Annotated in this window: 15 protein-coding genes; 9 read left to right on the top strand and 6 right to left on the bottom strand. The window is 42.3% G+C overall.

Translation table 11 applies throughout. The annotated features are described in order from the left end of the window. Positions 1-867, top strand: a complete 867-nt coding sequence (locus KUA50_RS08820) for a nucleotidyl transferase AbiEii/AbiGii toxin family protein (protein ID WP_218457782.1) — start codon at positions 1-3, stop codon at positions 865-867. Between the two features lie 289 nt (positions 868-1,156). On the opposite strand, the gene KUA50_RS08815 is transcribed toward KUA50_RS08820, so the two are convergent. Together KUA50_RS08815 and KUA50_RS08810 are read right to left on the bottom strand one after the other, a co-directional pair. After that, positions 1,157-1,684: a hypothetical protein gene (locus tag KUA50_RS08815; RefSeq protein WP_218457781.1), complete on the bottom strand. Its 528-nt coding sequence runs from the start codon at positions 1,682-1,684 to the stop codon at positions 1,157-1,159. 99 nt (positions 1,685-1,783) lie between these two features. Then, a complete protein-coding gene (locus KUA50_RS08810) occupies positions 1,784-3,682 on the bottom strand; it encodes a GIY-YIG nuclease family protein (RefSeq protein WP_218457780.1) in 1,899 nt (632 codons plus the stop codon). 772 nt (positions 3,683-4,454) lie between these two features. Between KUA50_RS08810 and KUA50_RS08805 the strand changes: the two genes are divergently transcribed. After that, positions 4,455-5,204, top strand: coding sequence for a hypothetical protein (locus KUA50_RS08805; RefSeq protein WP_218457779.1), 750 nt, complete (start codon positions 4,455-4,457; stop codon positions 5,202-5,204). Positions 5,205-5,396: 192 nt separating this feature from the next. Here the strand turns inward: KUA50_RS08805 and KUA50_RS08800 are convergent, their stop codons facing one another. Beyond that, the gene (locus tag KUA50_RS08800) at positions 5,397-5,798 is read right to left on the bottom strand and encodes a hypothetical protein (protein WP_218457778.1); all 402 of its coding nucleotides are present in this window, start codon (positions 5,796-5,798) and stop codon (positions 5,397-5,399) included. Between the two features lie 623 nt (positions 5,799-6,421). Here KUA50_RS08800 and KUA50_RS08795 point away from each other — a divergent pair. The 5 genes from KUA50_RS08795 to KUA50_RS08775 all read left to right on the top strand — a co-directional run bounded on the left by KUA50_RS08795 (position 6,422) and on the right by KUA50_RS08775 (position 10,899). Then, the gene (locus tag KUA50_RS08795; RefSeq protein ID WP_218457777.1) at positions 6,422-6,703 is read left to right on the top strand and encodes a DUF3127 domain-containing protein; all 282 of its coding nucleotides are present in this window, start codon (positions 6,422-6,424) and stop codon (positions 6,701-6,703) included. Positions 6,704-6,853: 150 nt separating this feature from the next. Beyond that, positions 6,854-7,273: a hypothetical protein gene (locus KUA50_RS08790; protein ID WP_256624339.1), complete on the top strand. Its 420-nt coding sequence runs from the start codon at positions 6,854-6,856 to the stop codon at positions 7,271-7,273. A gap of 82 nt (positions 7,274-7,355) precedes the next feature. Then, a complete protein-coding gene (locus KUA50_RS08785; protein WP_218457776.1) occupies positions 7,356-9,890 on the top strand; it encodes a DUF3987 domain-containing protein in 2,535 nt (844 codons plus the stop codon). A gap of 87 nt (positions 9,891-9,977) precedes the next feature. Next, the gene (locus KUA50_RS08780) at positions 9,978-10,451 is read left to right on the top strand and encodes a DUF5675 family protein (RefSeq protein ID WP_218457775.1); all 474 of its coding nucleotides are present in this window, start codon (positions 9,978-9,980) and stop codon (positions 10,449-10,451) included. Between the two features lie 16 nt (positions 10,452-10,467). Beyond that, complete coding sequence (locus KUA50_RS08775; RefSeq protein WP_218457774.1) at positions 10,468-10,899, top strand: N-acetylmuramoyl-L-alanine amidase; 432 nt, start codon at positions 10,468-10,470, stop codon at positions 10,897-10,899. A gap of 77 nt (positions 10,900-10,976) precedes the next feature. On the opposite strand, the gene KUA50_RS08770 is transcribed toward KUA50_RS08775, so the two are convergent. From KUA50_RS08770 to KUA50_RS08760, 3 genes are all read right to left on the bottom strand, one after another. Next, positions 10,977-13,109, bottom strand: a complete 2,133-nt coding sequence (locus KUA50_RS08770) for a cation:proton antiporter (protein WP_218457773.1) — start codon at positions 13,107-13,109, stop codon at positions 10,977-10,979. A gap of 299 nt (positions 13,110-13,408) precedes the next feature. Beyond that, positions 13,409-14,335, bottom strand: a complete 927-nt coding sequence (locus KUA50_RS08765) for an Rpn family recombination-promoting nuclease/putative transposase (RefSeq protein WP_413777419.1) — start codon at positions 14,333-14,335, stop codon at positions 13,409-13,411. Positions 14,336-14,539: 204 nt separating this feature from the next. After that, positions 14,540-15,427 (bottom strand): Rpn family recombination-promoting nuclease/putative transposase, encoded by an 888-nt coding sequence (locus KUA50_RS08760; RefSeq protein WP_218457771.1) that lies wholly within the window; start codon positions 15,425-15,427, stop codon positions 14,540-14,542. A 385-nt stretch (positions 15,428-15,812) separates the two neighbouring features. Here KUA50_RS08760 and KUA50_RS08755 point away from each other — a divergent pair, with 385 nt between their 5' ends. Further along, on the top strand, positions 15,813-16,826 hold the full coding sequence (locus KUA50_RS08755; RefSeq protein ID WP_022110772.1) for an aspartate-semialdehyde dehydrogenase: 1,014 nt from the start codon (positions 15,813-15,815) through the stop codon (positions 16,824-16,826). Between the two features lie 4 nt (positions 16,827-16,830). Continuing rightward, a complete protein-coding gene (locus KUA50_RS08750) occupies positions 16,831-18,009 on the top strand; it encodes an AAA family ATPase (protein ID WP_218457770.1) in 1,179 nt (392 codons plus the stop codon). Positions 18,010-18,037 lie beyond the last annotated feature (28 nt).

Here is an 18,037-nt window from a genome sequence, read left to right as displayed (position 1 = left end):
ATGGGAAAGAAAAACTACGGTAAGTCTGTTAAGACCCGCTTGCTCAATCTGATGAATGAGACAGGCTATAAATATATGTATCTCTTGGCAAGATATTTCAACGAGAGGTTGCTTTACAGAGTATCTGTAAGCCAATATAAGGACAATTTTTTGCTGAAAGGTGGCTCTTTGCTTTATGCTATGAACGGACTTGAGGCACGTCCTACAGTAGATGTTGATTTCATGGCAGATAGAATTAGCCGTGATAGGGATTTCCTTGCGCACGTGTTCCAGGAAATTTTGGGCATTGTATGCGATGAGGATGGAGTATCGTTTGATGTTAACAGCATTAAGTTGGAGCCTATAACTGTTGAAAAGAAGTATCCTGGCACAAGATTTTACTTTACGGTCCACATGGATACCATCGCTTACAACATGTCTGTTGACATTGGCTTTGGTGATGTTGTAACTCCATATCCAACAACTATTGACTTCCCATTGCTTTTGCCTGACATTCCATCTGTGAACATACAGGCATATTCCTTGGAGACTGTTGTTGCCGAGAAATTCCATACGATGATAGACCGAGATGTGCTCAACAGTCGCATGAAAGATTTCTTCGACTGTTACCAACTCCTGACAAAGAGAGACTTGTCTGATGACACATTATATGATGCGATTAAGGCGACTTTCGATAATAGAGGGCTTACATACAATCCCGAATTGCAGTTGTTTACAGAAAGTTTTGCGACAGACGCAGCACGTATAGTTCGCTGGAAAGCATTTCTGAAAAAGATTCAATGGAAAGAAACTCTTGATTTCAAGACTGTTATGGAAGTAATAAAGGAAAGGTTGCAGCCTATGGCTGAAAGATATTGGGGAAAGTAGTGCGTTGTGGAGTCGTCTCGCAAGCAGGAAATGTAGAAGAACCACAACCACCATTTTTCGGAGTGGCTTGAAGGCTCCGATCCCGATTATCATACCGCCCAGGATCTGTATTATAAGCTGGCGAAAAGGGATGATTATATGAGAAGTGTTTGAGAGAGGGGAAGACTATCTTACTTAGAGAGAGGTGGGACATTCCCCAACCTCTCTCCAATTGAAACGTAATCTAGACTAATTCTTATTACATTACGCTATCCTCATTTTGAGATAGTCATTTCATTATAGTGTGCAGTTACACCCTCTTCTTGATTAATTTTAGATTTGCTAATTGTGCCGTTCTCTCTTTTTTAGCTTCAGCAATAGCGTCAATAGCATCATCCCAAAATCTATATCCCCATTTTTCAGAATATTTTTTTATGTATTCGATTACACTAGAAAATTCTAGTTTTAGATATTTATCTATAGTCGCATCTGTTATTACTTGACCATTAAAAAATGGATTTGAATATGTATTAAATAATTCTTGTAACAAAATTAATTTACCGAAATATTCTTCTTCTTCGGTTGGTTCAAATAACATTACATCGTCTGGAAGTGGGTCATTAACCCATTCTCGCCCTTCTTCTTTGCATAGGTTAATGTACCATATTGCCCAATCAGGACTTTCCATAACGGCTAAGCCTGTTCTTCCAAACTCAATTTCGTTTGTAAACGAGTTTCTACAAAATTCAGCAACTGCCACTACGTCACCATATTTAACGTCAATAGCTTTAATCTCTTTGCGGCCTTTTACATCAGGCCATTTCAGTTTGTATTCCATTGTAAATTATTAATTTAAAATATTATTTATACTTATTATGTTAACCATTAATTAGCTATGATTATACATAATGATAAAATCTTTCTATATATAGGACTCTTACTTTTTAAGCCACACCATTAATGCTAACCATCCATTCTGTAACGCAACTCTGTATGCAGCAGGGCTACCTTTTTTAAATGCACCATGAGACTCATACTTATGTGATTCTATGAATACATTTTCACGTGACCATTTATAATTATAGCTCTTTGGGCGCTTTAGCCATGTCATTTCTTCTATCCACCCATTATCTATAGAAGCCCTATAAGCACCTGGATTCCCCCATCTGAACTCGCTGCGTGAAGAGTATTTATGAGATTCATCCAATGTATTCTGTTTATTTTGCCAATAGCCCTTAGGCTTTACATTAGAAACGAACCAATTCATCTCTTCTATCCATTTGTATTTTACAGCTTTTGAATATGCAGTTGGCGCCATCTTTTTAAATTCCATTTTAGTTGAATATTTGGCACCTTCTTCGAATACACGTTCTTTTGTCCAATAGCCTTGTTCTTTCACTTTAGTTTTTATCCAAGGCATTTTTTCCCATAGATTGTGTTTGAATGCATAATCATACGCAGCATGACAACCTTTGCAGAAATCAGTTCTCGTTGAATACTTTTTAGATTCTTCTATGACATGTTCTTCATTTTGCCAATAACCTTGAACGGCTTGATCATGAGCTAGCCATGTCATTTCAGATTCCCATTTATGTTTCCTTGCAGAATAATGAGCAGCAGATGACTTCCAAAAGAATTCATTCCAAGTTTTATATTTCTTCGATTCTTCAAAGACATGTTCTTTTACATTCCACCAACGAGGCGGTTTTCTTTTGCTGTAGAACCATGGAAATGTTTCTTTATTCATCATCTTGTATTTAAGAGCTGCATCATAAGCACCTGCAGCTTTTGTAAAAAACTCTGTAGGCGTTTTATATTTTTCTGCTTCTTTTATAACTTTGTTTCTTGTCCACTTATATACGAGACTACCCAAAGAGCCAATGTTCTCACCTGTAGCATTGATATTATTAAGCAATGTATAGTGGAGTATATCTCTGTAATAAAGGGATTGTATTCGCTCTTCACGCTGTCTTTCAATAATCGTGAGACCTTCTCTCAATATCTTATATTTTGGGACGTTTTTACCTATGCTTGTAAAATATTTAAGCACAGGGTCATCTTTCTTGGTTCTGTGTTCATAATCCCTGCGATCAATATTGTTGGTGGCTCCTACATAAGCATATTTTTTGTCTTCATCAATATAAACATAAATTTTGTGTACTGGTCCCTTAAGAGCACGGTCGTACCCTTTGGGCTGGAACCACGTCATTTCTATAAGCCACCCGTTTTTCCATGCGGTAGCATAAGCAGAAGGAGCTTTACGGCTAAAATCACTTTTGTATTTATATTTTCTAGCTTCTTCGAAGACAGCCTCCTTATTTTTCCAATGCCCCTTTTTCATACGATTTGCTTTCTTGAGCCAAGTCATTTCGTCCAGCCACATATTGTCAAGCGCACTTTTATATGCAAGGTAATTTCTCTTACAAAACTCAGTAGTTGTTTTGTAATTATGAGATTCTTCCAAAACGTTTTCCTTGATTTTCCAATAGCCTTTGGGTTTGCTATCAGTTCTCTTTAACCAAGTCATTTCTTTCAGCCATCCCTTTTTCTTTGCAGAATTATAAGCAGCAGAACATCCTTCTCTGAATTCTTTTAAAGTTTTATGCTTATGAGATTCATTAAATACATTCGTCTGTGATAGCCAAAACCCACGTATAACCCTTGTTCTTTTAAGCCAAGTCATTTCGTCAAGCCACCCTTTTTTTCTTGCAACTGCATATGCTGACGCATTTTTGCGGTTGAAATCGCTAAAGAACGAATATTTTTTTGATTCTTTAAAAACTGCCTCTTTCGTCCATTTGATTGGTTTGGGTGCGGGATGTACCAACCAGGTCATTTCATTTAACCAACCATTTATATATGCAATATGGAATGCGCCAGAACTGTTCTTTTTGAATTCTGATCTAGAACTTCATACTTTCTTGCCAGACTGTATCCTTTGTCCACTTTCTAGCCATATCTTGATAATTTTAAATTTTATAATTATAATTATTTGCTTGCAAAGATATACAAAAATCCATAATAATGCAATAATAGCGTCATTGTCATTTTGTGTTTAACTTTCTTTATATATTTATGTTGTTTTGTATGGCTTTTTATGGAATGGGGCTATTTTCTTTTTACCTCTATTGAAAGGAAAACTTAAATGATGGCAGGATATTTTATTCTGCCATCAATACGATTCCTACTTTCACTCTTTTGCCGCAATGAGGGCATAAGGTTTCCGTTTGAATGACAGGGCACCCTGTCTCAACTTCTTGTATGGTTTCGCATTATTTTCATTTTCCGGTAATACTTCAGCAGTCTCTTCTGTTTCTGAATAGAAAAGATCAGTAATGTCGCAGCCTATGCCTTCAGCTACTTGAAAGAGATTAGAGATAGTAGGATTGCCGTTTCTCTTTTTATCAAATGGTAGTATATTTTGAGTAGAGAATAATATTTTTAGAAGATAAATAGACTTTTTCTCTAAAAATGTCTATAATTCAAAAAAAATACTTATTTTTGCAATTAGTTACAATCCTAAAATGCTTACTTTGTACAAATAAGTATTGATTGATATTTACAAAAGCTTATATGTTTGAAAATAAATAATTTTATACGATTTGATTATGACAGAAGAAGAAAAGAAAGAGTTCGAGGAATTCCTACAATGGAAAGCCGAGAAGAAGCAAAAGGAGGAGGAAGAAGAGGCTGAAAGACAAGCTAAACTTGCTGATCAAAAATGTATTGCAGCAGATCAGGTTAGAGCTGAGGCAGATATTATTGATACTCCAGAACCTAACAATTGGGAAAATGAAAAAAGTAAATCTGATAAACTTATACAAAAAGGCTTATTTGGTTTATGTATTTTTATACTTATAGCTTTAATAGCTATTCTCGCGACTATAGATCATACACCTAAAAACGAACAAGTGTCAGCCACAAGAGAGAACATTCAAAAGGATGCTGATTCTATTCGTATTGATAGTATCAGAAAGGCTGACAGAATAGATAAGGTCAAACATTCAATAAAAATCATAAAGGCTTATCTGTCTGCTCCCAACAGCGCAGGGGGTGTAGATGCTCATTTTATTTGGAAAAATGTTTCAAAGAAAACTATCAAATACTTAACTTGGAGTGGCTATCCAATTAATGCCGTAGGTGATCCTGTATCGTGCGAAATTCGCAGAATATCAGAAAGTGGTGGTAAAGTTACAGGTCCAATTAAACCTGGAGCAACTGATGGATACGATGGATGTTGGGAATGTTTATGGTACAATTATTCCGCAAAGAAGTTAATCCTTACAGGAATTGACATCGAATACATGGATGGTAGTACTATGCGTATAAACCAGAATGAATTGAAATATATTCGATAAAACGGCAAGTAGTGAGAATGAATCTCTGTGAGCTTAATTTCTATTACTAATGCTTTTATTGTAGAAGAGAGGAAAAGTTACAAAGATTATGGTGTCATTATATAGAATTTTATCCATACAAAAGTTTTCCTGTCATTGGTGAAAGAATATAGGCTGATTAAATATAGATGGCAGAATGAAGATATTCTGCCATCATTTAAATTTCCCCTTTAATAGCGGTATTAAGAAAATAGCTAAACCAATTAATAGTATTCCTATAAATGCCATAAGAACTGAAGCTGCGGTTATTACAAATAGAGTTAGAAGCGTTTTCTTACAAAAAACCTCTTCTTTAAATGCTTTCCAAAAACTTATTCCCTCTTTTTTATTTTTTGTATAGCAATCATATATTGTTAATAACAACCATGAACCAATAGCAAAGACTACTGCCGTAATTATACTTGAAACAAATATGGTTTCAAAAGGCACTTTAACTTGACAATTACCTTCTACCTCATGTATAGATTCGTTATAACTATTTCTTCCTATACATGAAACGAAAAATACGATACATCCCACATAATAAGATATTTCTGCTTTTTTCTCTTTATCCATGATTAAATATGTTATATTAAAAGTGATTTATTTCTTCAACTCCAATGATGAAAGGGAATATTGTTCTCTTTTTAATAATCATGGTAGTTGCATTATAGCATTAACATTAAATGATCTGCTAAAACGATGCAAATATAAGGTTTTTTTTTGAATTATAAACTTTTTGGAGTGTAGGATTTTTATTGAGGGGTTGATTTAAAGCGATAATCCCTTAATGTGTGTGTGATAAATTGTTTTTCCTCTATCATTCCCTCTATTTTTCCCAAGGGTTGGAAATTTCTTGGGAAAGCAGATGGTAAATCTATAAGTATCACATTATCAGCGCTTTACGATAAGAAAAATGTCAGAAAAGAGAGACTTTTTTAAGAGCCTTTGGGAAAAATGGGGATTTTTAATGTTAAGAAATGTAATTTTGTCTTCGCTTTTTACTCGTTTTTTCCCTTCAAACAGATTTTTCCCAAAGGGGGACCGATTTTTCCCAAAAACGTGGGTTTTTCGGGGAACCTTTGGGAAAACGATTGTTTCCCTCAGATAGCTGCCGTATCTTTGCACCAGCTTTCAGCAAGATCGGAGCTTGAACTAATGAGCCTTAAAAGGAAGGCGAGGTCTTGTTTCTTTTTATTATGGAAACAAAAATTATGCGAGTGGTGCAGCAGGGCGAGCCTTTCGCTGTACAGAGTCAGAAGAGTGAAAACGGTCAGATGATGAAGTGCAACATCGTGTTGCAGGAGATGGGTGGCAAGTATGAGAACCAGTACGCTGCGGCAATGCTGGGGAATGCGGCTCAGTGCAAATTCTATCCTGGCGATTTGGTGGCTGTTACGCTCCGCTTTACTACCCATGAGCACAATGGTCAGGTTTATCAGGATATTCTCGTTACGGACATTGAAAAGGTAAAAGGGTAAAAAAGTAAAAAGGTAAAAAGAGCTTCGCAGGGAGAAAGGCTGCGAGGGTTCTGGAACAAGTTATTAATCTGAGTTGGGACAGACGGAGGATTTTCTTAAGTAAAGCGCGCAACATTCCTGATGTTTCTCCTCGTAAATTTCAATTCAGATATGAACAAAGATAATTCTAAAAACTGCAACCAGCAGAATAATGGTTGCGAGCAGGTGCAACAGAATAACGGTTGCAATCATGTACAGTTGGGCGGTGTGGCTTTCTATGACGAGAGAAAGTGTTTTCTCTTTACACCTGACCAGCAGGGCGTGAGAGACCAAGTGCCTGGGTTCCGTTCACAGGGCGTTGCCCAGCAGTTGAGCGACGGCACATTCGATTTCGTTGCGAAAGCGAAGCCGCGCTCTCAGTCTAAACTTATCAAGAAATTGGCTCACGGACGTGTGAGCAAGACGAAGGATAATGCCGTGCAACTTACCCTCAAGGTGTATAGTGACGAGGGGGTCAATATCGGCAAGGCGCTCGTAAAGGAAGCAAGAGAGGCTGCCAATGCCGTAGTAGAGCTACAGTTGAAGCAGTAAGTTTGTTTATGCGATAAATATTTTTAAACATTGTAGAAACTAAATAAACATTGTAGAACTAAAACATGAAGAACGAAACAGAATGAGCAGTTATTTAATTAAGGTGGAGAACGGGCACAAGGTTGCCCGTCCCATCACCTCGGAAGAGGAATATAAGCAGCTGCGTGGAAGCAAAGAGCAGAAGGCGAATTTGCGTCAGGCTCGTGCCGGAAGCGATGCTGCGAAACGCAGACTGATACAATTCAATTACTCCGGGCATTATCCGCAGGGCGTAGTGAAAGGCATGAAACTGCCAAGTTCGGCTTTCGGATTTGATATGGATGAACCAGAGGCTTTTGCCCAAGCTGCCAAGCTGCTGCTGAAGGAGCCGGGCAAATACGGACTTCTGATGTTGGAAAGGAGCGCAAGACAGGGCGGTCATGCGGTGTTTGAGCGTGAAAAGGGCAAGACCATCTTGGAGAATCAGGTGAGGATTGCTACAATGCTGAAATGCGAAATGGATACGTCGGCTCACGACATCAACCGGGTTTACTTCACCACCACTTCGGATGATGAAGACTTGCTTTTCCTCTCGCCGCATCTCTTTCAGGATGCTTATGACGAGGCTGCTGTGGCAGCTGAAGCAAAGGTTTTGGAGGAACGAGAGAAATATGGGCAGGAGGAACTGCCAGAAGGTGCTCATAAAGCCAACAAGCATTATAAACCTTGGGAAAATCCGATACAGAACGCCTCTGCTACGACTTTTGGCGGAAACGCTTCGGCTGCTGGCAAGAAAGAAAAGGTAGCTACTTCAGCAGTTGCAGCTGCAAAGAGTGGAACTTCAAACTCATCTGCTGGAACTCCCAAAGTTTCAGCCCCATCTGATCTCAAATATCTTGGCATTCCTTATTCCGACATCATCGCCAAATGGTGGCAGATGTATAATGACGGTCAGGAACCCGTGAAATCCAATCGCAACACATTGACTTTCGAGCTTGCCGTTAATCTCCGTCATATCTGCGGTTTCGACCGCAATCTGATGGCTCAGGTGATTCCCTGCTACGATGGTTTCCCTGATCAGGAGAAGATGGCTTGCATCAACTCGGCACTGAATGAGAAAATCACGCAAATGCCGAAACGCCTGAAAGACGTATTGGCTGCCATTAGACAGGAGAAGTTGAAAAAGGCTGCGTCTGGAGGAACGGATGAAGACGATGAAGCTTTCATCAATGCACTTGATGAAATCAATGCACAGGATGACCAGTTTTACTATAATGCTCTGCCTAAGTTGCCGCTGGGTGTCAAGGAATCTGTTGATGCAGTTGGTCCATTCTTGGCTATGCCTGTTATCTCTGCCATCTGCCCAATCATCGGTGCGTTGGCTACTGGAGTGAAAGTGTCTGTGCATAGTAAAATGAACTCTCTCAACCTCATTTCCTACATTGCTGGTGATTTTGCCTCTGGCAAGGGAAGCATTGACCCTGTGGTGGATTCCTGGCTGAAAGAAGTGAAGGACATGGATAAAATGTATCAGCAGAAAGAGGATGAATGGAGAGCCAAGAAGCGGGCTGCAAAGAATAAGAAGGAGCAGCCGGAAGAGCCTAAGCTTCCTGTAAGATGTCTGACGCTGAACAATACTGTGGCCAATCTCGCAGAACGTCTGGCTAACACCGAGGGCAAGCACGCCTTCTCCTTCACTCCAGAGGCCGATACCGTGGCACAGAAATGGAAATCGGCCATGAGCGATTTCTCTGTGATGCTCCGACAGGCTTACGACGGAACGAGCTATGAACGAGAGGCGAGAAGTGCGGATGCGGTGAATGTTCACATCGAACATCTGTTGTGGAACGTGGTGATGTGCGGAACGCCGGATGCACTTTACCGAGTGGTCAGCAATTATACGGATGGTTTCCAAAGCCGTATTGTCGTGGCTCGAACTCCTGATAATACCTTCACGCCACTCACCGACAATCTTCATGTGCTGACTGAGCGTCAGAAAGAGCGTATTCAGATGGTAGCCCATCTTCTGCCTCTGATGAGTGGCGAGGTGGAACTGCCTAAACTGGAACAGAAAGGCCGTGATTGGCTGGAGCAGATACGAATGGAGACCATGAAGAATGATGATATGGTGAAAGCCCGTCAGCGTTTCCGTATCTGTCCTACCACCATGAGAATGATGACTTGCATCATGCTCTGCAAAGTGGCAGAGCAGCTGATTCAGAAGCATGGACTGAACGGAGCAGAGAAGCGGTTGAAGGAAGATCCGCAGTTATGGAGAGACATGATTGTCAAGACGCAGACACCAACCATGCTTGCAGCCTTCAATGTCCTTGCCGATTATCAGTTGGATAATGCACTCTATTACTTCCGCCAGCGCATAGAGGAAGCATTCACTTCCAAAACATATCGCAGTCGTTCTGTTATTTCCGAACGTTCCCATCGTGGCAAGAATGATTCTATCTTTGAACGCTTGGATACCAACTTCACATTTGAACAGGCTCTACAACAGAGCATTGCCATGAAGGGAGCCAGTGTAACGAATGAGACGGCAAGACAAATGCTGAAGAACTGGCGAAAGCAGGGATTGATAGTTATACTGAAAGACAAGCATTACCAAAAAATAACTGCTACAATATAAAGTGGTCATTAAGGTCATGGTAATTTCCGGTCAAAATTATTCGGGGGATACACTTCCCCCGAATATCACTTTCAAAATTTTAAAATCATGGAAATAAATATTTATCGTCAAATTGGTTCTCCCTGGGGCTTAATGGGTACTATACTTGTAGAAGGAATGCTTGAGTATAGAACATTGGAGCATCCTACTCGCCATTTGCCTGCCGGTGAATACAAGGTTGAAATCATGTTTAACAAAAATTACAGGAAGAAATGGATGGAATCTCCGATTGATAAGGAGCTTATCAATGTTCCTGTGATTAGAAAGATAGACGCCCGCCCCATAAAGACTGCATCTCGCATCCCGTTCTTCATGCCTGGCAATGGGGCTTTCACGCTGAAACATGGTAGTATTATCATCGGGAAGGCTGGTCCAGCAGGTCTGTTGCTTCATACATTAGATTGCTACCTTGATCTCTATAAGGTATTGGAAGGAGCTATAGGGAAAGGTGAAGAGATCAGGCTGATTATTCAGGACATTGAGCAGAATGAAATCCCTCTGAGTTCTGTATATCTTTTCTAATATTTAATTTTATATCATGAAGCGTATTATCAAGGAAATCATCATTCATTGTAGTGCTACCAAAGAAGATAAGGACTACACAGTTGCCGACATCGACCGCTGGCACAGAGCGCGCGGTTTCAGAAAGATCGGTTATCATTTTGTTATCTACCGCAACGGCGACATTCACGTAGGCCGTTCTTTGTCTGAAATCGGTGCCCATTGCAAGGGGCACAATGCTATCAGCATCGGCATCTGCTACATCGGCGGCTTATCCAAGGATGGCAAGCCAAAGGATACCCGAACCATTGAACAGAAGGCTGCCCTGCTGGATCTCATCACTCAGCTGAAGGAGGAATTCCCTCACGCCACCATCCACGGTCACAACGAGTTTTCCGCCAAAGCCTGTCCTTGCTTCGATGTAAAGAAGGAATTAGTTCCCTATTTTGAGAAAGGAAGTGAGAAATAAAATAAAAGGTGTACGTCCTCATTGCGAGGGGCGTACACCTTTTTCTTATCTTTAGCCTTTTTATTCATTTCTCATTTTTATCGTCTCATTTTCTTTCTGATCCATTGACTGAATGCCTCGTAAGCACTGATTTCCTCCTGATGCTGTGGCTCTGCGAAGGTAAGTTGATCACCGGATGAATCGCCATACTGGTCTGGGAAGATAATCATCAGATTGGTGCCCGAGAAGAAGCGGGTGATTTCCTCTGGCAGACGTTCCAGGGCGGTCTTGTAGGATACTGTTCCCTTGCGGGCGGTAATCACTACCAACATGTGGTCGTTGGAAATCTGGGCTGCCAACTGTGGCATTTCGTTCCAATGGTTCATCAAGGCATAGTCGGCACGCACTTCATGATGGCGGTTCTGTATGTACTCATTGATGAGCGCCAAGGTTTCGGTGCGACCATGAAACTGGATACGACAGTCGAGATTTCCTGCCATTCGGCTGAGGCGTTCAAGCCAGCGGTAAAAGCCTGGTTCAAACTCTGCTCGTGATGGCACGGCTACTTGGATTCTGCGTATCGTATTCAATGGTTGTATGACGCGAGCCATGATAATCTGTCGGCTCAAACCATTGAAAAGGCTCTGATGGAATTCGCCCCAGAATTTCGGAGAACGCTCCGGATGCATGTGCATGCCGATGATAATCTCTGAGCATTGGAACTCGTTGAAAGCATGCTTGATGCCATTGGCGATGTTGGCCGCAATACGAACCTGCGTCTGGGTCATCACATCGGTAGCTGCTGCTAATTGGCTGCAATGGTCGAGCAGTTGTCTGCCCTGTTCCTGATTGTATCGCATGTCCTTATCATCGTAAACCACGTTCAGACAAACCAGTCCCCGGTTCAGTTTCTGATTTCTTACTAAGAGTGCCAAATCCATCAGGTTGTCGGCATATTCCGGGTATCTCACAGGGATGAGAATCTTCTCGTCATTGCCCTTCTTCTCGTCTTCAGCTTCCGGCAATTCCTTGTCTCGGAGGATAATCTTCTGGGACGACCAGTCGGTGAGGAGCGAGGAGATGATGCAGGTAAAGAGGATCATGATGACCACACCATTGAGCATGTCATCATTCACCAGATAAGTGTTGGGGCCGATGAGGATATTCATTCCGACCATGACCATGGCGATACTGCCGGCTGCGTGGGCTGAGGTGAGTCCAAACATCATGTGGCCTGAGGAAAGCGGAAGGCGGAAACCGAGGCATGCTGCATAGGCTGCTATGGCTTTGCCCAACGTTCCGAAAAAGACGATGCAGAAGATTACCCAGAGGATATGACCGCCCTGGAAGAGCAGGTTGACATTGATGAGCATGCCTACTCCTATCAGGAAATAAGGGATGAAAAGGGCATTGCCGATGAACTCCAAGCGGTTCATGAGTGGAGATACGTGGGGAATGTATCTGTTGAGGATGAGGCCGGCAAAGAAAGCTCCGAACACGCCCTCGATGCCTACTATCTGGGACAAGGCTGCACTCATGAAAAGCATCGCCATGACGAAGATGAACTGCATGACGGCATCACTGTAGCGGCGCAGAAACCAGCGGGTAAGACGGGGGATGAGGAATATCATAAAACCGCAATAGGCTGCAAACTTGGCGGCGAAGAATATCCAGAAGAGTACGCCGTCATGCTCGCCAAATGAGGCAACGAGACCTGCTAAGATGACCAACGCTATCAGAAGCGAAAGCATACTGGACCCGACACTCAGCGTGACACTCGGTTTCTGCTGCAATCCGTATCTCGAAACTATCGGGTAGGCTATCAGCGTATTGGAAGCCATGATACAGCTGAGGAGGAGCGAGGCCTTGGTGGAGTAGTGGAGCAGGTTGACGCTCATGAGATAGGTGAGCGTAAACGGCACGAAGCAGGTAAGCAAGCCATAGATGAGTAGTCGCGACTTGTTTTTCTTCATACCTTCCATGTCCATCTCCAAGGCTGCGAGGAACATGATGTAGTAGAGGCCCACCTTTCCAAACAGTTCGAAGGAGGAGTCTCGTTCCAGGATATTCAGTCCATACTTGCCGACAACGATTCCTGCCAACACCATGCCAATGATGTGTGGAATACGCAGTTTACCCATAATGATAGGGGCAAAGAGAACGATGAGCAGCACTACGAAGAAGATCAACGTAGGGTCGGTTATCGGGAAGTAATGTGTTAAGTTCAGCATAGGCATTCTATTTTTTTTTGTTTGCAAGTGCAAAGATACGTCGTTTTTTTGAATTGACCATACAAAATTACGGAGAATTATTTTCTTAGTGGTATTTAATGGTATTATTTCTCTTTCAGTTTGCATGTTTTATATTCATGCTCATCAATGCCTCCTTCTTGGCACTCATACGCATCGGGGGCTTTCACCCGCACTTCACGGAAAAACGACAAGGGTCTATATGCCACGATGACAAGGTGGCGTATAGACCCTTGATTATATGGTGATATTAGAAATCTACATCTCCGCTATTGTATTTTTTATGAATTGCTTAGATTCTTAATGATTTCCAAAGGCAGCTGGGTAGCTTTGGCAACCTGTTCGGCAGAAAGTCCCATTGCCAGCAATCGTTGTGCTGTTTCTGTGTTGGCCTCATGTTTGCCTTCTGCTCTACCTTTTTCCATGCCTTGCTTCATACCCTTTTCCATGCCTATTTCTATACCTTCAGCAAGCCCTTCTTGTTTTGCCGTATCAATTGAATTCTTGATATCCCGATATGCCTTCTTACTAGCTTCATACTCCCTCATTTCCTGCGGAGTAAACTTGGCTATTTCGGCTTCCTCAAAGAGGCGATCGAAGACCTTGTCGCACAGTTCTTTAGGGCGCTGGGTAAGCTTATAGAGGTTCTTCAGTGCATAGAGCCACTTCTCGTAGAGCGTATCCAGCTGTTCAAGGGTTTTGTTGAACTTGGCAATCTCTACATAGATAAACTCCAACTTATCGTAGAAAACCTTGTGGGTAGCGGTATCGCACAACTGTACATGATGGCGGATCTTCTCTTTGTCGAATGCATCCTCGTTCATGCTGAAGTTGAGCAGGGCTACGGTATAGACATGATTGAGTTTGAAATCCCAGTCATTCCCCTTAGGTGCCTGCTCACGGATAGGGAAGGTTGAGTAGAAGAGGGAGCGATCCTTGAAATACGCCTGATAAGCATTCTGCATTTCAACGATGAACTTCTCGCCGTTTTCGCCCTCGCAATATACATCAAAGATGGCTCTGCGGTCGGTATAGACATCTCCGACATGCTCTGGATTCAGATACGATACGTCCTTCACAACCTGTTTGCCATTAAACAAGCTGTTGAGGAAGCAAATGAGCAAATCCTTGTTCATTGCTGTTCCAAAAATTCGCTTGAAACCGAAGTCGGTCAGCAAGCTGATATATCTTTCTTCTACCTGCTTCATAATCAACTATATTAAAATGCTACCGCAAAGTTACGACTTTATTTCCAAACCCGCAAGAGCTTTCTGGGAAAAGTTTCTGAAAAAGTTTAGAGATTGCGTTTTTTATGTGACAGGACAAGGGTCTATATGCCACGATGAACAGGTGGCGTATAGACCCTTGATTATATGGTGATATTCGTAATCTACATCTCCGCTATTGTATTTTTATGAATTGCTTAGATTCTTAATGATTTCCAAAGGCAGCTGGGTAGCTTTGGCAACCTGTTCGGCAGAAAGTCCCATTGCCAGCAAACGTTGTGCTGTTTCTGTGTTGGCCTCATGTTTGCCTTCTGTCTTACCCTTTTCCATGCCTTCAGCAATTCCCTCTTCCTTCCCCTTCTGGTAGCTGTCATCTATGAGGGTTCTTTCAACGCTTACGGAATCCCAGAATTTGTCGTAGGCCCAGAGTTCGGCATCAGTGAAACCGGAAATCTCCAGTTCCTCTACGGCTTTTCCTATCTCCGGATCATTAAGCAGGTCGGCAGGAATCTCCTTCGTGTTGGAATTGATTTCCGTGAGGAAACGGAGCCACAATACCATCATGCGCTTGTCGGCAATGGAATGTGGAGTGAACTTGGGGAGTTCTATGAAGGTGAAATGCAAACCTTCGATTACCTTATTACTGTCCTTATCGTGCACGATGCGGTAGTTGTGGATGAAATCTGGAGTATCATGCGCAAAGATATCATTTATCAGGTTGAGAGAATACACAGGTTGGAGTTCACTATATTTTCCTCCCTTTTTAGCCTGACTCACATAGAGCTTGGATGCATTGAACAGTACTCGCTGCTGGAAGGCTTCAGACCATTCCATCTGCATCTCCACGCAGAACTTCCTGCCGCTGACATCTGTGCAGAGTACATCCACAATGGTGTTCTTGCCCCCTTCGAGCTGGGGCACAAGTTCTGTGGGCAGATACTTGATTTCGTGTATCTGTTCCTCTTCGCTGAGTGGCAGGAGTGCGTTCAGAAGGCTGATCAGTCTTTTAGGGTGATTGCCGAATATCTTCTTGAACGTGAGGTCTGCCTTAGGATCTAAGTACTTCATAACCATCTGTTTTAAAATCTACAGCGCAAAGTTACGACTTTATTTCCAAACCCGCAAGAGCTTTCTGGGAAAAGTTTCTGAAAAAGTTAGAGATTGCTTTTTTCATGTGACAGGACAAGGGTCTATATGCCACGATGATGAAAACGTGACGTATAGCCCCTTAAAACCATAGAAATGCATGTTTTTTTTAGTAAAAATGCAGGCTTGTTGATAGAAATGTAAGTAAAAATGAGAAAAATGCAGCAAAAAGCAACAATTCTTGCAAAAATATGCTTGGTTTAACAGAAAAAGTCTTAACTTTGCAGCGGATTTGAGATAATATGCAGTTTTTTGCTGTTTCTCGTTTCCAAGTTCACACTTATAACAACTTTTAAATTAAAAAGATTCGATTATGAAAGTAGCAATTGTTGGTGCAAGTGGCGCAGTAGGTCAGGAATTCTTGCGCATCCTTGCAGAGAGAAATTTCCCAATGGATGATTTGGTGTTGTTTGGTTCTGAGCGTTCTGCTGGACGAAAATACAACTTCAAGGGAAAGGACTATGAGGTCAAACTTTTGCAGCATAACGATGACTTTAAAGATGTCGATATTGCTTTCACATCTGCTGGTGGTGGTACTTCTGAGGAATTTGCTGAGACCATTACTAAGTATGGTGCTGTCATGATAGATAACTCAAGTGCATTCCGTATGTGCGACGATGTGCCTCTGGTTGTGCCTGAGGTGAATGCTGAGGATGCGCTGAACCGCCCTCGTAATATCATCGCCAACCCTAACTGTACTACTATTATGATGGTAGTGGTTTTGAAGCCTATCGATGACTTGAGTCATATCAAGAAGATTCATATCTCTTCTTACCAGAGTGCTTCCGGTGCTGGTGCTGCAGCTATGGCTGAACTTGAGCAGCAGTATAAGGACATCATTGAGACTGGTAAGACTGATCATATCAATAAGTTCCCTCATCAGTTGGCTTACAATGTCATTCCTCAGATTGACAAGATGACTCCAAATGATTACACCAAGGAGGAGATGAAGATGTATAACGAGACTCGCAAGATCATGCACTCTGATGTTCGTACAAGTGCTACTTGTGTGCGTGTTTCTTCTCTCCGTTCTCACTCAGAGAGTGTATGGTTTGAGACAGAGAAGCCATTGGCTGTAGAGGATATCCGCAAGGCTCTAGAGGCTGCTCCAGGCGTTACAGTGAAGGATGATGCTCAGAACTACGTTTATCCAATGCCTTTGGAGAGCGCTGGTAAGGATGATGTCTATGTAGGTCGTATCCGCAAGGATTTGGCTGATGACAACGGCAATACTTTGTGGCTCACTGGCGACCAGATTCGTAAGGGTGCTGCCTTGAATGCTGTGCAGATTGCTGAGTACTTGATTAAGGTGGGCAACGTAAAGTAATTGCATGCTGGAAAGATTTAAACTTTTGCTCCAGGAAATGAACCGGGGCATATATGAAAAAGATACTGAAATTTCGCTCTCGCTCCTTGCCGCTCTGGCAGGCGAGAGCGTTATTCTTTTAGGCCCTCCTGGAGTAGCGAAGAGTATGGTGGCCCGTCAGTTGAAGACTGCTTTCAGAGATGCTCATAGTTTTGAGTACCTGATGTCGCGTTTCTCTACTCCTGATGAAATCTTCGGTCCTGTGAGTATTCAGAAATTAAAGTCTTCTGATACTTATGAGCGTGCGGTGGATGGTTATCTGCCTACTGCTGATGTGGTCTTTCTGGATGAAATCTGGAAGGCGGGGCCTGCTATTCAGAATACGCTTCTCACGGTGATCAATGAAAAACTGTTCCGCAATGGTAATCGGGAGATGCACCTTCCGCTGAAACTTCTCGTGGCTGCCAGCAATGAGTTGCCGGCAAAGGGCGAGGGCTTGGAGGCTCTCTGGGACCGATTTGTCATTCGCATTGAGAGTCGTCCGATTAAGAAGGAATCGAATTTCAGGGCGATGCTCTTGGAGGTGAAGAGTGAAGAACGAAGAGTGAAGAATTCAAATGCGATTACTGCAGAAGAGTATGCGGAATGGTCGGAGAATATCAATAAGATAGGTGTAAAGGAGGAGGTGCTGGATGTCATTTCCGTCATTCGTAAATCCTTGAGAGCCGTGAATGTGGATGAGGCTGCTGAGCGCAGGAATATCTACGTGAGCGATCGTCGCTGGAAGAATATTGCCCGTCTGCTCCGTACTTCTGCTTTCATGCAGGACAGGGAAGAGGTTGATTGTTGCGACTTGCTTCCTATCTATCATTGTCTCTGGCAGGAACCGGAGGAAAGGGATGCCATCCGTACTATTGTGATCCGTGCTCTTTTTGCTCCTTTGGCAGAGAAACTGGTGGAGATGAAGAATGCGCTTGCTGAAGACATCAAGTATCATCGCATTCGTAAGAGCCCGGATGAGGGCAGAGATTATGAGGGAGAAATAGAAGCTCTCTCCGATGGTCTGAGTTCGCTGGAGAGACGTTTGGGTGAGAATCTCTTTGTTTCGTCTGATGATAAAAATGAAATCTCAGCTTATCTGAGAGACTTCTATAAGGAACTTGCCTTTACAAGACAGGACACGATGAAACTGTATGAGGATTAAGTGGAGCGTACGGAGCTAGGATAGAGGA

The sequence above is a fragment of the Segatella hominis genome, from assembly GCF_019249725.2.
Taxonomy (GTDB): Bacteria; Bacteroidota; Bacteroidia; order Bacteroidales; family Bacteroidaceae; genus Prevotella.
This window is presented reverse-complemented; position numbering and strand designations above follow the sequence as displayed.

Coding starts and splice junctions, on each gene's coding strand:
- KUA50_RS08820 (WP_218457782.1), top strand. CDS start 1: ATGGGAAAGAAAAACTACGGTAAGTCTGTTAAGACCCGCTTGCTCAAT.
- KUA50_RS08815 (WP_218457781.1), bottom strand. CDS start 1,684: ATGGAATACAAACTGAAATGGCCTGATGTAAAAGGCCGCAAAGAGATT.
- KUA50_RS08810 (WP_218457780.1), bottom strand. CDS start 3,682: ATGACCTGGTTGGTACATCCCGCACCCAAACCAATCAAATGGACGAAA.
- KUA50_RS08805 (WP_218457779.1), top strand. CDS start 4,455: ATGACAGAAGAAGAAAAGAAAGAGTTCGAGGAATTCCTACAATGGAAA.
- KUA50_RS08800 (WP_218457778.1), bottom strand. CDS start 5,798: ATGGATAAAGAGAAAAAAGCAGAAATATCTTATTATGTGGGATGTATC.
- KUA50_RS08795 (WP_218457777.1), top strand. CDS start 6,422: ATGGAAACAAAAATTATGCGAGTGGTGCAGCAGGGCGAGCCTTTCGCT.
- KUA50_RS08790 (WP_256624339.1), top strand. CDS start 6,854: ATGAACAAAGATAATTCTAAAAACTGCAACCAGCAGAATAATGGTTGC.
- KUA50_RS08785 (WP_218457776.1), top strand. CDS start 7,356: ATGAGCAGTTATTTAATTAAGGTGGAGAACGGGCACAAGGTTGCCCGT.
- KUA50_RS08780 (WP_218457775.1), top strand. CDS start 9,978: ATGGAAATAAATATTTATCGTCAAATTGGTTCTCCCTGGGGCTTAATG.
- KUA50_RS08775 (WP_218457774.1), top strand. CDS start 10,468: ATGAAGCGTATTATCAAGGAAATCATCATTCATTGTAGTGCTACCAAA.
- KUA50_RS08770 (WP_218457773.1), bottom strand. CDS start 13,109: ATGCTGAACTTAACACATTACTTCCCGATAACCGACCCTACGTTGATC.
- KUA50_RS08765 (WP_413777419.1), bottom strand. CDS start 14,335: ATGAAGCAGGTAGAAGAAAGATATATCAGCTTGCTGACCGACTTCGGT.
- KUA50_RS08760 (WP_218457771.1), bottom strand. CDS start 15,427: ATGGTTATGAAGTACTTAGATCCTAAGGCAGACCTCACGTTCAAGAAG.
- KUA50_RS08755 (WP_022110772.1), top strand. CDS start 15,813: ATGAAAGTAGCAATTGTTGGTGCAAGTGGCGCAGTAGGTCAGGAATTC.
- KUA50_RS08750 (WP_218457770.1), top strand. CDS start 16,831: ATGCTGGAAAGATTTAAACTTTTGCTCCAGGAAATGAACCGGGGCATA.